Annotated in this window: 13 protein-coding genes; 9 read left to right on the top strand and 4 right to left on the bottom strand. The window is 32.7% G+C overall.

Annotation, left to right across the window (positions count from 1 at the left end; translation table 11 throughout):
* The first annotated feature begins 33 nt into the window (after positions 1-33).
* The 3 genes from QNH24_RS14200 to QNH24_RS14190 all read left to right on the top strand — a co-directional run bounded on the left by QNH24_RS14200 (position 34) and on the right by QNH24_RS14190 (position 2061).
* Positions 34-582: a PadR family transcriptional regulator gene (locus QNH24_RS14200; protein ID WP_283868230.1), complete on the top strand. Its 549-nt coding sequence runs from the start codon at positions 34-36 to the stop codon at positions 580-582.
* A gap of 62 nt (positions 583-644) precedes the next feature.
* On the top strand, positions 645-1340 hold the full coding sequence (locus QNH24_RS14195) for an ABC transporter ATP-binding protein (protein WP_283868229.1): 696 nt from the start codon (positions 645-647) through the stop codon (positions 1338-1340).
* A gap of 10 nt (positions 1341-1350) precedes the next feature.
* A complete protein-coding gene (locus QNH24_RS14190) occupies positions 1351-2061 on the top strand; it encodes an ABC transporter permease (RefSeq protein ID WP_283868228.1) in 711 nt (236 codons plus the stop codon).
* A 104-nt stretch (positions 2062-2165) separates the two neighbouring features.
* Here QNH24_RS14190 and QNH24_RS14185 read toward each other — a convergent pair whose 3' ends face one another.
* Positions 2166-3365 (bottom strand): Ger(x)C family spore germination protein, encoded by a 1200-nt coding sequence (locus QNH24_RS14185; RefSeq protein ID WP_283868227.1) that lies wholly within the window; start codon positions 3363-3365, stop codon positions 2166-2168.
* Positions 3366-3765: 400 nt separating this feature from the next.
* Complete coding sequence (locus tag QNH24_RS14180) at positions 3766-4680, bottom strand: class I SAM-dependent methyltransferase (protein ID WP_283868226.1); 915 nt, start codon at positions 4678-4680, stop codon at positions 3766-3768.
* A gap of 510 nt (positions 4681-5190) precedes the next feature.
* Between QNH24_RS14180 and QNH24_RS14175 the strand changes: the two genes are divergently transcribed.
* Entirely contained in the window at positions 5191-5748 is a 558-nt protein-coding gene (locus QNH24_RS14175) for a cysteine hydrolase family protein (RefSeq protein WP_283868225.1), read from the top strand.
* A 122-nt stretch (positions 5749-5870) separates the two neighbouring features.
* Here QNH24_RS14175 and QNH24_RS14170 read toward each other — a convergent pair whose 3' ends face one another.
* Positions 5871-6005, bottom strand: a complete 135-nt coding sequence (locus tag QNH24_RS14170; protein WP_283868224.1) for a hypothetical protein — start codon at positions 6003-6005, stop codon at positions 5871-5873.
* Positions 6006-6331: 326 nt separating this feature from the next.
* On the opposite strand from QNH24_RS14170, the gene QNH24_RS14165 reads away from it, so the two are divergent.
* The 5 genes from QNH24_RS14165 (at position 6332) to QNH24_RS14140 (ending at position 10243) form a co-directional block, all read left to right on the top strand.
* Entirely contained in the window at positions 6332-6787 is a 456-nt protein-coding gene (locus QNH24_RS14165) for an HTH domain-containing protein (protein ID WP_283868223.1), read from the top strand.
* 505 nt (positions 6788-7292) lie between these two features.
* Positions 7293-7856 (top strand): DUF1697 domain-containing protein, encoded by a 564-nt coding sequence (locus QNH24_RS14160; RefSeq protein ID WP_283868222.1) that lies wholly within the window; start codon positions 7293-7295, stop codon positions 7854-7856.
* Positions 7857-8064: 208 nt separating this feature from the next.
* Complete coding sequence (locus tag QNH24_RS14155; RefSeq protein ID WP_283868221.1) at positions 8065-8523, top strand: MarR family winged helix-turn-helix transcriptional regulator; 459 nt, start codon at positions 8065-8067, stop codon at positions 8521-8523.
* On the top strand, positions 8510-9556 hold the full coding sequence (locus QNH24_RS14150; protein WP_283868220.1) for a threonine aldolase family protein: 1047 nt from the start codon (positions 8510-8512) through the stop codon (positions 9554-9556). The genes QNH24_RS14155 and QNH24_RS14150 overlap by 14 nt, the downstream gene beginning before the upstream one ends.
* Before the next feature lie 450 nt (positions 9557-10006).
* Positions 10007-10243 carry a hypothetical protein gene (locus tag QNH24_RS14140; RefSeq protein WP_283872958.1) on the top strand — a complete coding sequence of 79 codons (237 nt, stop codon included), beginning with the start codon at positions 10007-10009 and terminating at the stop codon, positions 10241-10243.
* Between the two features lie 527 nt (positions 10244-10770).
* Here QNH24_RS14140 and QNH24_RS14135 read toward each other — a convergent pair.
* Positions 10771-11931 (bottom strand): Ger(x)C family spore germination protein, encoded by a 1161-nt coding sequence (locus QNH24_RS14135; RefSeq protein ID WP_283868219.1) that lies wholly within the window; start codon positions 11929-11931, stop codon positions 10771-10773.
* Between the last annotated feature and the right edge of the window lie 75 nt (positions 11932-12006).

Below are 12006 nucleotides of genomic sequence, written 5' to 3'. Positions count from 1 at the left end.
TTATTCAACGTTGAATATAAAAAGGTGATTATTATGACAAAATTATTAGTACTTGCAATGCTAGGGCTAAAACCTATGACTGGTTATGATATTAAAACAATGCTGGAATTGAATGATGCGGAGCGTTGGGGTGGAGTGCTAATTGGCTCTATCTATAATGCTTTAAAAAAGCTTGAAAAAGATGGTTATATAGAGGTAGCTAGCATTGAATCTACAGGTCATAGGCAAAAGGCAATCTACCAAATTACTGACAAGGGAAAAGAATATGAACAAGAATTGATTATTGAGGCACTTGAAAATTCTTCTGTAGTGTATCCAACAACTTTATATTCAGGTATATCATTCGCATTTAAGCTTCCTAAAACAAGAGCGGTAGAGGCATTAGAAAAGCAGAAAAAAATCTTGGAAAAGGAAGATATGGCAATTCAAGCTGGATATGAGGCAAAACGGCTTGCAATGCAAGGGAATCTACCAGCTTTAACTCAACTGGCGTTTGATCATATGTTAGAAGTTGTAAATGTTCAATTAAAATTTGTCACACAGGCTATTGATATTATGAAAAAAGAAAACTCTCTCGCATGAGGGAGTTAAAAATTACACATATATTCAAAGTTGAATATACAATGTTAATTAGGAGAGAATTTATGACAAAGTTAATTTCTGCAAATCATTTAACAAAATGCTATAAAGCAAGATGTGTTGTCAATCATATAAATTTTGATATTGAAGAAGATGAAATAGTTGCACTCATAGGCTCAAATGGTGCCGGAAAAACAACTACAATTAGCATGCTTCTTGGTATTGTGCCGCAAGATAGTGGGACAATAGAATATTGGAAATCTGATTTTAAAAAGGAAATAGGGACCCAGCTTCAATCAACACCTTTCTTTGAAGGTTACACAGTGGAGGATAATATCAAACTATTTGCCGCATTCTACGGAATTTCACTTTCCAGTAATGAGATGGATGAAAAACTGGCCGCCTTTGATTTATTGCAAGTAAAAAAAGTGTCGGCTATTAAACTATCATTAGGGCAGCAGAAAAGGCTAGCAATAATCGTGTCAACCCTGCACAATCCAAAGCTAATCATTTTAGATGAACCCTCTGCAGGTTTAGACCCAAGAGGGCAAAAGGAGATTCAACAAATCATAAGGAGGCTAAAAAAACAAGGTGTTACAGTGTTATTTTCGTCTCATGATATGTTGGAGGTCATGAATATAGCTGACAGGATTTTAATGATGCATCAGGGGAACATCATTGCAAATGGTTCTCCTAGTTATTTAATGGAAAAATACCAAACACATCATTTAGAAGATCTTTTTTTTGAATTAACGAAGTAGGAGCGAGAATATGAAAACAATTTTCTTTTTGAATCTAAAGTCCAGCCTAAAAGATATGTATTTACTGTTTTGGTCTATATTTATGCCATGTACTGCTATCATTGCTTTAAAAATTTTTTTACCCAACCTAGCAGGCAATTATACACAGGGGATGATTGCAGTAAGTGTGTTTTTTTACACATTTATGACGACTTCATTTATCGCTTTATCACAAAGAAGAAGAGGCGTGTTTCATTTATTGCATGCAACACCGCTTCCCCTATGGAAATATATTGTCAGCGTCTCAAGCTCATGGGCATTAATTGCCATTATCCTATCCTATATCATTCTTTTATTTTCTATAGTGGTTCATCAACTTACAATTACCCTTAGTTCACTTTTTTATTTGATACCCGTTATTTTAACTGCTTCATTAGCTTTTGTGTTTTTAAGCTTTTTTGTATCTAGTCTTGTAAAAAATGAAGGACATTTAAGTATGACAGCAAATATCATAATGTTGCCAATGTTACTATGCAGTAATGCGTTTCTTACAATGGAAAAGGCGCCAAATATTGTCCAGTTTATTAGTAGAATAAATCCATTCGAATGGTTTTTGAGAGGAATTCAAGGTGCATTTTATCATAATTATCATCTTTGGGGAGAGTCAATTTTGCTTTTATTACTATGTCTTGCTTTCTCATTATTAATTTCTATAAAAACATTTAAATATAGTGATCAATAATTTTCAATCTTGGGTGCTTTTACACTTTCGTTCCTGATTCCGCTTCGCCAATTTTTATCAATAGCGAAGCGGATTTTTTACAGAAGTAATATTTAAAAGTGCCTTTAGCGAGACTTTTGTAAGTCCTTATTTAAACTAGTGCCAATTCCTTGTGTATTTACAGTGACCTGTACTTTGACATCTATTTCAGGAAATAACGTTGCCCAATTATCTTTGATTTTATTCCATCCCTTATAGTCCTGACGGTAGAGGATTTCAGCAAATTGCAGGGCATCTACTTTGTACGTTTTTTGCATCGTGTCGAGTGTTTGCTCTAATCCTTTCTTAATTGCCTCACTTGTTGCTTTATTTAAGGCAGTAATGTTTTGTGGTTTTGTTAAATCAATCGTACAATTAACATCTGCTACATTTTGCTCTACCTTAAGCTTTATATTAATTTTAGGATGACCATGCTGTACTCTTCCTGTTATTTTAGCTTCTGAATTTGTTACTTCAGTAGTGAGCTTACCTTTTTCAGGGCAGGATAAAATTTCAAATGTACTCTTAATATGATTATTCATATAGTTATAACTTTTGCTTTCCGCCATTGTTAAAAAGCCTACTAGTTTATAGTCCTTAAATAAAGCAAAATCACCAAATTTTAGGATTGCAGGATTTTGTATGCGCTCAACATTTGTTTGATTATTTCCGATTGCGCTGTCTCCATGTAATTCAATCGTGGATAAAACGGCACTGTTTCCTTTACCACTTAAAGAATTGATTAAATCGTCTAAAATAACAGAGTCTGTTGCCCCTATTGCCTTTTCTGAACTTTTCAGGGCATTTAGTATATTCTTAGCAGGAATATCTTCTAAGGGCGTTAAAATACTTAGTACCTCTTTGGCCGTTGTATCGCGGGCAATTAAAATATTGAACTCACTTCTACCCTCAGGATCTCTTTGAAATAAATCCAATATATTATTCATGCCCTCCTCAGCCAATTCTTCTCCAATAATGATAATTTGCGCATGTGAATAGTAGGGCTTTCTTGGTGTTAAAGTGGTCAGCTTTCTTATAGCCTCAAATAAAGATTTTCCAGTAGCATGATAAGTAATGACGGGAGACTGACTTGTAGCCTTTTTTGATGCTACTTGTCCAGGATTTACAATCTGTACGGAGATTTCATATTGCTCATTCACGCGATCAACACCTACGGCAGCTACAATGGCTAATTCATTTAACTCTCGTTTACTCCAACAACCACCTAACAAAAGAATGAGAAAAACGAATAGAAGTAGGGATAGTGAGTACTTTATGTTAGGCACCTCCAGTTTAAACCATAATAATGAATTCATATCATTATAAGGATAAGCAAAATTATGTAGAAATAATCAATATCCGGATGTAGAAAATGGCTTGTATTTTGGAGGCACGATTATGATAGTAATACAATTGAGGGTAGTCATAAGATTGTGGGGAATAAAGAATTTAACTTTCGAGGAGATTTCAATAAAGTGGGTCACTTATAATAATAAGTGACCCATAGTAACAAAGCTCGGAGGTGTAAGACTAAACCAGCTTACATTACTAGTAATATGAGAAGAACGCTATTTTTGTATAGTTAATTGCCTGAGAAATAAAATAAAAATTAACTAGAAATTACTTACTTTAAACCTTCTAACAAAAGATTTTTCAAAACCAATTTTTCTGCAAATTGAATTAACGTTATTTTTTCACTGCATGGATATAATGTATCGTTTCAAAGGCAGTTAGATAATCCTTGCGTTTCTTGAAATAAAGATTTTGAATAGCTTTAGGTGATATATGCTCATAAATAAGTAGATTTGATTTTTCTAAGAGCAATTCCATTTCACTATAAGTAAAGCATGACTTCATAGGTTCACCACTCGCAGCCGCCATTTTTACCATATTGCTCACTCGATCAGAGATACCTTTTTCTTTAAATAAGTTTTCATCTGCATAATCCATTACGATTGAGCTTCCTGATGGCAAATTTGCAAACAAATGATTGAGCAAGTTTGAAATTTCCTCTTTTGTTAAATAATATGAAACTCCTAAGAGGCTAAAGAAAGTTTTTTTGTTGTTAAAGCCACTCTCCATTAGATACAGATAGGAAAATTCCTTTGTAAAATCCATTGGTACAAAATGAAGGTTATTAGGTAGCTTGAAATTAGCGAAATCTAATCGATTCTTTTTAAATTCCTGGGTTGCAGGATGATCTATTTCAAAGATTTCCAAAGTGCTATCTAATTCTGGATGTCTTAGGCTAAAAGTATCTAAACCTGCACCGAGAATTACATATTGCTGTACACCCAATCTAACTTCATTTAAAAGAACTTTTTCACAATAAGCGGCACGGGCTAATGGAGTAGGGGAGAGTTGTACTTGGACTATCCATTTTAGGAGCTCTTCTGAATCTCCCTTTAATTTTTCTGCTATATTTTTGTTAAAGAATTGTATGCCTTGTACCATATTTTCTTGGATATTATTAAACTCATGCTTTGTGATTAAATCTTTTGCAAGATAGTCATCAAAAATTTTAGGGGCATCATTTTGACTATGATAGGCTCTGCTAAATGCAGCGATTAATGATGTTAAACTGGATTCACTTTTCTTCAAGTAAATACACTCCTTCAAAAAAAAATAAGATTCCCCTGGCCAGGAGAATCTTATTATATAAATTTAATCTATAAAAGTAAATTATTGCATAAAAAAATTTTTTTGTCAAGAATTTCATACCTTTTAACTTCTTTCAGCACATGTTTTTTGTATCGAAAGCGTAGCGCCAGATACAGAAGCTCCCACTTCTATAGGTCTGAGATGAATGCGAATCGAAAAGGAGTTAATAAAGGATGTTAGCCTAAAATCATCGCATTCATGCGATAACGGCTAACTGACCTGCATCACGCAGGCCTAAGCACAAAGTCGATTCCGGACGCAATTATGCCGAGGTATAATTGATATAGCGCAAGTTCCCTTTAGTAGAATATTATGTTAAACTCTACTTGCTTGAGAATCTAAATTAGGGGGAGATATTATGGTAATTAAAAATAATGCTAGTGAATATAAAAGGGGAAGACGTTTAACTGATAACTAAAGCGTTTTCCTCAATTTGAAAGGGGAAAATCGATGAATCAGGTATTAGTAATTATTGATGTCCAACAAGCCCTATTAGATGGGAATCATGAAGAAAAGGCTGTTTTTCAGAAGGATCAGCTAATCCATAATATTAATCTTGTCATTGACAAAGCATCAAAAGCAAATATTCCTATAGTATTTATCAGGGATCTTGACGTAGCAGGAGGCACTGGCGAAGGATTCGAAATCCATAATGGCATAAATGTTCCTAGCTATGCAAAACTCTTTGATAAAATGGCTACCAATTGCTTCTATGGTACGAAACTTCTAGAATACCTCCAATCTCTAGAAACAGAACATATTGTTGTGATGGGCTGCTCCACGCAACATTGTATTGATAGTGCAGTAAGAACCGCAACTGTTAATGGAATGGACGTTACCTTAGTTGGGGATGGACATTCAACAACAGATAATGATGTTTTAAGCGCAGAACAAATTATTAAACATCATAATAATACGCTCCATGGCCATTACAATGTGGATCATTTTTCAGTTGTTAGAAAAGCGGATGAAGATTTATTTCATCCTACCCATGATTCTTATAGGTAAGTGAATCAACAGCAACTGCATTTTATGTGTTCAGTTAGATGAGGGTTAAATGTCCATAAGTGCTTGAGATTTTTGCCTTCCACGATAGTTGTGGAGGGTTTTATTATGAAATAACAATCTATTTAATGAAACAACTCGAAAAATTTAGCAATTAAAATAAGGGGAACTCCTACAATTAATACACCCGCTAATAAATAACCAATTAATTTAAATATAGCAAGAATAGTGCGAGTTAAATCGTCCATAAATTTCAGCATTTATTATCCCTCCAACTAATTCAAAAAAATTATTTCCTGGATTTATAACTTCCTGAAAGCTCATTTAATTTCCCTGATTGTCTAATAAGCTTTCAGTAATCCATGGATTTTTTGTTCTAATGCTGAAGGGGCATTGGCAGGCTACAGAAATTCTAGTATGAAGTCTATTAAAAGGTAAGTTTTATTAAAATCCATTTAAACTAAGTTTTATGCTATGTGCATTTTAAATGGTGTTTAACTTATGAATTATATAATTATTGAAATTTTAGTGTATATTAGTATAGTAAGTGAACAAATATTTAATTAGGATACGGAGGTGTTAATTTTTGGGGGAATTCAGAGATAGTATAGAAGTAACTTTCGTTTCAAACTCATCACCATTCGATTATCTTATAGAAGACATTCAAAAACTAGCTGAAAAGTTTAACTTCAATCATCAACAACTTTCTAAAATATTAGATTTATCTATAAATGAGTTGGAAAATTTATTAAATCGTAAAGGTAATATTACGAATAAACAACAAGAAAATATTGAGAACAAATTGACTATGTTAAATTTTGGATTTGAAGGTTTTGATGCTAAAGAAAGGGTAACCTTAATTTTAAATGATTTGTTATCAAATTATAGGTTAACTACCGAAACTTTATCAAAAATTATCAATGTTAAAGAAAAAGAACTTATAGATTTCAATAAGAAACAAATAATTGATACAAATGTAGAAATGAAGATATGTGTGAATGTCATCATGCTTCACTTTGTTTTACATCATCAAAATAATTAATCTTAGTATCATTTAACTTTATTTGTTCAGAATTTGTTTAGGATGATGTGTTACTCTATTATTGTCAAGGTTTAACAAACGAACACGCATAAAAAGGCCAGGTGATCACAGAAAATTGTGCACCTGGTCTTTTACCATTCACCACAAAAATCTTGGGGATATCACCGTATTTTTTTTAATGATAAAATAATCAAAAGGTAGGTAATTAACAATGAATTCACCTGTTTTTTCTTATGTGCATTTAGAGTATGAAGGAGATATCAAGGGCTGAAAAATAGAAAAATAAACGTAACTAGCGTCGCTTCAGCCATTGTCTGTAATATTAATGAACAATTCTTATCTAGTTTTAAAAATTTTATATCGATTAGATGTAAGTATGAAGTAGTTAATGCAATTGTAGATGAAGAGCATTCTGACGTAGATTTTGTGAAAATGCAGGTATCTTTTTGGTTAAAGCTATACTTGATTATCAATTGATATGTTCCTAAGAGAAAGGGAGAATGATATGACGATATATATTGCATTACTTAAAGGAATTAATGTAGGGGGCCATAATAAAATCATAATGGCACAATTAAAAAACTCTCTTAATCAACTTGCATTACAGAATATAAGGACATATATTCAAAGTGGAAATATCATTTTTGAATCAAATGAATATGAGGAAGATTTACAAAAGAAAATTCAAAATAAAATTAATGAGGATTTTGGAATATTCGCTACAGTTGTCATTCGAACGGCTGAAGAATTACGACAAATCGTGCGGCAATGCCCTTTTTCAAAGCAAAAAATTATCGAAGCAATCACTTCATGTAAGGGGGAGTGTTTACATGTTGCTTTCCTGCCAGCCTCACCTGCAATGGCCGATAGTGAGAAGTATTTATCTTTTACAAATACAAAGGAACTTGCTGTGATCCAGGGAAGAGATGTCTATCTTTTATTTTATGACAGTATTCGAAATTCAAAAATTGGCAGCAAATTAGATATCTTGGGTATTCCAGCAACTGTCCGTAATTGGAAAACGCTTTCTAAGCTACTAAAGATGGTTGAAGAGTTCTACTCTAAATAGTAGGAAGAGCTAACGCTTAGTGAAGATTTCATTTGATATATCTATAGATTTTAAAAATAATAAAATTTACCACATTAAAATAAGAGTATGCTTTGACTAATTTTTATTTCAAAGCATGCTCTTTTGATTTTTTCTAATCTTTTTAAAAGTTGACAAAGTCCACTAAATGAAATATAGTTGACAAAATCCACTAAAAAGGAGCCTCTTAATGCGCTTAGAAGATAACAATATTGTCTCTGATATTCGGAAATTTAATCGCTTTTATACAAAGCTGTTAAATTTATTGGATAGTCATGTGCTAAATACCGATTATTCATTTACTGAGGCAAGGATTATTCTAGAAATTGGATTTATGGAACAGTGTATAGCAAATAATTTAGTTGAGAAGCTTGATATTGATCGAAGTTATATGAGTAGAATTATTGCCAAGCTAGGTAGAGATGGTGTCATTCGTAAAAAGGCTTCAACAGCTGATAGCAGAACAAGCCTTATTAGTTTAACACCAAAGGGGATTGATTTATTTAAGCAGCTAAATAAAAAATCGGATGAGCAAATTGTTAAATTGTTTCATGGTCTTTCACAGAAGGAAATAAAAGAAGTTCATTCTTCTATGATGTTGATTCAGCAAAAATTAGATAAATTGGGGGATTTGAATGATACGTTTTGAAAATGATTACGCAGAAGGTGCCCATCTACATATACTAAAAAGAATCGTGGAAACGAATGAAGAACAGTCTCCTGGATATGGAATGGATGAGCATTGTGAAAAAGCAAGAGCTTATATTAAAAAAGAGTGTGGTATAGACAATGCAGATATACACTTTTTAGTAGGGGGAACACAGACAAATACTACCGTTATTGCTTCAATTTTGCGTCCTCATCAAGGCGTTGTTGCAGCAAAAACAGGTCATATAGCTGTTCATGAATCAGGGGCAATTGAAGCAACGGGCCATAAAGTGCTGACCGTTCCGAGTGAAGATGGAAAAATTCAAGCAATACAGGTAAAAGAATTATTTGATACCCATTGGAACGATGCTACTCATGAACATATGGTGCAGCCAGCCTTAGTTTATATTTCTCATCCTACAGAAAATGGAACGACATATAGTAAAAAGGAATTGGGAGAATTAAGTAAAATTTGCCGTGAGTGTGGTATACCTTTATTTATGGATGGTGCAAGATTAGGGTATGGATTGGCTTCTAAGGATAACGATTTATCGCTAGTGGATATTGCGAGGCTTTGCGACGTGTTTTATATTGGGGGTACCAAAATAGGTGCATTATTTGGGGAAGCAGTCGTTATCATAAATGAGGACTTAAAAAGGGATTTTCGATACTTAATCAAACAAAAAGGTGGATTATTGGCTAAAGGAAGATTATTAGGAATTCAGTTTGAGACATTATTTGAGAATGGCTTATACTATGAGATTTCTAGTCATGCTGTAGCATTGGCAATGAAGATTCGAGAAGCATTTGTTGAAAATGGGTTTTCTCTACGATATGATTCTAAAACAAATCAACAATTTCCAATTTTATCAAACGATATGCTTGCTAAATTAAGTGGAAAATATGCCTTTTCAATGTGGGAACAGATCGATGCTAATTTTAGTGTTGTAAGATTTTGTACGAGCTGGGCGACAAAAAAAGAAAATGTTGACATGCTGATAGAGGATATAAAACAACTGAAAATCAACGGCTAAAAAACGATGCATCACCAAAGTTCCTTAGAGGGGCTTTGGTAATGCAATTTTACTTACTCTTTTATTGTTTCAGCAAACGTTTTTCTTCCAGGATTAATTTTGATGACATGGACAGCTAGTTTACTGATTGAATCTTTCGTCAATGGAATTTTCCCATCCTTCTCTAAATTTTTCCACACTTTCACGTTTTAACGATAAAGATATTCAGATAAACGTTAAATATCAGTGTCTATTTGTAATCCTTCCTCATAAGTTTCCATTACTTCTTTTTTTATTTGTTTTGTGATCTTCTCCCTAATTTCCTTGGAGACTACTTTGCCTTTAAAACCATTTAGTGAGGCATTAAGCTTAATATCAATATCAAACCAATTAACGATAACGATAACGATGAAGAGATGAATTGAATATAATGTTTCAAAAAAATTAATGAATTCGCAGGGAGGGGAAAGAATGGAATTTATTGTTGTAAGTGTGGTCATGATTCTTTTAGTGGGATTTTTACTCAACATAAAGAAGTCAAAACATATTGTTAATGCAAAAAGCCGATCTGGACATTCAGGCACTGGTACAACAGATTTTATTTCAACGGGTTCAGTATTTTCTTTACAAGACAACAACAATAATCATTGTTCAGACAACACTTCAAATTACAGTGACTCATCAGACGGAGGTTCTTCGTGTGATTAATTGTCATCTCTTTAGTTATTGTAAACAATTTTTGGCTTAAATTGCCTTTTATTGTTCAGATTTTGTATAGAGCTATATGATAATCTAATGATGTCATGAATCAATGAAAAAGTGACTAGGCATTCAATTTTGAGCCTAGTCATTTTTTTGAGGAAACCTAGATATAAAGCATAGTGAAAACATGAAGTGTTCAACATAAACCGAAAGAAAATAATCGGTGTCCGAAAGGTTTACTTTCGGAAATCCACAATTGAAATTTCGGTATAACTATTGATAGGCTAGAAATAACCCAAAGGTAAGAAAATATGAATAGTATTTATAGAATGAGCACTTGTTTAAAAAATAGACTATAAATAAATAAAAAGGAGTACATACTATGAAATATCTTAAGTGCCTCAATTGAATCGATTCATGATGTAAAAACAATTATTAAGGACCAGCGTTCAATTAAATTTTGAACCTGGTCCTTTTTGTGGTTGTAAAGGCTTGATAAGTACTTTGGTAATTTTTCTCTGATTATATTTCATTTATTCTTTTATTGTTTCAGCAAATGTTTTTCTTCCTGGGTTTATTTTATTGATATGGATATTGATCTTACGAATTGAATTCTCTGTTAATGGGATCTTTCCATTTTTCTCTAACCTTTTCCACATTTTTACGTTATCTCTATAGAGTACTTCTGATAGACGATATATATCTGCGTCTAATTTTAGCCCCTCTCTATACGTTTCTCGTATTTCTTTTCTCATTTCTTTTTTTATTTTTTTTCTTAATTCATCTGTCGTAACTTTTGTTTTATATCCATTGATTGTAGCATTAATATTTATATGAAATTCAAATGAAACCTGCTTTTCATTTTTTATGATGGGTTCCACTATAATTTTAAGCTTTTCAATACTTACAGATAAATAATCTTCATGATTATCTAATTTAATAGTAAGTTCTCCTTGTTTTGTCTCATTGTGAGTCCACTGAAATCCTCTTGCAGAAACATTCTCTATACTTCCTTTAAAGCCATCTTTTGATAATATACCAATACCTGAAAAGAATGTTTCTTCTGTGGCTTCCTTTGATGTTGCCCAATCTTTTTTCATTGTTACATAGGGGAGATTAATTTCATGGCTTGGTTCATTTAATCCAATGACTATGTCTCTCAGGTTTCTTGGTAATATAAATGTTTCATTTCTAGTCGGATTTATAGGATTACTTAATTTTGAAACAGCATGCGAACCTTCTAATAGTGGCGTTGTGAGCAATATTTCATTCATAGGATCTTTTGTACAATAGACCCAAATTTGATACCGAGTATCTCTATAACGAATAAATGTATCAATCGCTGGAATACCTCGCTCATCCTCTAAAGCACTTTCTGAGAAGACCATATATCTCATATGTCCCCAAAAAATCTTTTGATCACTTGAATTATATAATTTGTATATAGCCTCATCCACTGTTCTTCCTTTTGCATAGCCTATCTCTGCTGGTACAATATTAGGATTTGGCTGTTCTGATTTCGCCACGTCATCAAAATTAATAAATTGAACATACACTTCATACAGATTATCCTTAAAATCAACACCAACAGCATTAATATAATACATCCTTTGAGGTTCATTAATATCCCAGCAACCTGATAATAAGAATGTACTAACTATGATTATGAAAAGGGATAAAGGATGTTTATTCATATGTATCCTCCCAATGGTATGTGTCGAATCGGATTATGGTTCATTACTATGAACACAGGGGATAGATGGGGCTAA

The organism is Lysinibacillus pakistanensis, from assembly GCF_030123245.1.
GTDB classification, from domain to species: Bacteria; Bacillota; Bacilli; order Bacillales_A; family Planococcaceae; genus Lysinibacillus; species Lysinibacillus pakistanensis.
This window is presented reverse-complemented; position numbering and strand designations above follow the sequence as displayed.

What these genes read in the sequence shown, in the direction of transcription:
- QNH24_RS14200 (WP_283868230.1), top strand. Translation starts at nt 34, where the DNA reads ATGACAAAATTATTAGTACTTGCAATGCTAGGGCTAAAACCTATGACT.
- QNH24_RS14195 (WP_283868229.1), top strand. Translation starts at nt 645, where the DNA reads ATGACAAAGTTAATTTCTGCAAATCATTTAACAAAATGCTATAAAGCA.
- QNH24_RS14190 (WP_283868228.1), top strand. Translation starts at nt 1,351, where the DNA reads ATGAAAACAATTTTCTTTTTGAATCTAAAGTCCAGCCTAAAAGATATG.
- QNH24_RS14175 (WP_283868225.1), top strand. Translation starts at nt 5,191, where the DNA reads ATGAATCAGGTATTAGTAATTATTGATGTCCAACAAGCCCTATTAGAT.
- QNH24_RS14170 (WP_283868224.1), bottom strand. Translation starts at nt 6,005, where the DNA reads ATGCTGAAATTTATGGACGATTTAACTCGCACTATTCTTGCTATATTT.
- QNH24_RS14160 (WP_283868222.1), top strand. Translation starts at nt 7,293, where the DNA reads ATGACGATATATATTGCATTACTTAAAGGAATTAATGTAGGGGGCCAT.
- QNH24_RS14155 (WP_283868221.1), top strand. Translation starts at nt 8,065, where the DNA reads ATGCGCTTAGAAGATAACAATATTGTCTCTGATATTCGGAAATTTAAT.
- QNH24_RS14150 (WP_283868220.1), top strand. Translation starts at nt 8,510, where the DNA reads ATGATACGTTTTGAAAATGATTACGCAGAAGGTGCCCATCTACATATA.
- QNH24_RS14140 (WP_283872958.1), top strand. Translation starts at nt 10,007, where the DNA reads ATGGAATTTATTGTTGTAAGTGTGGTCATGATTCTTTTAGTGGGATTT.
- QNH24_RS14135 (WP_283868219.1), bottom strand. Translation starts at nt 11,931, where the DNA reads ATGAATAAACATCCTTTATCCCTTTTCATAATCATAGTTAGTACATTC.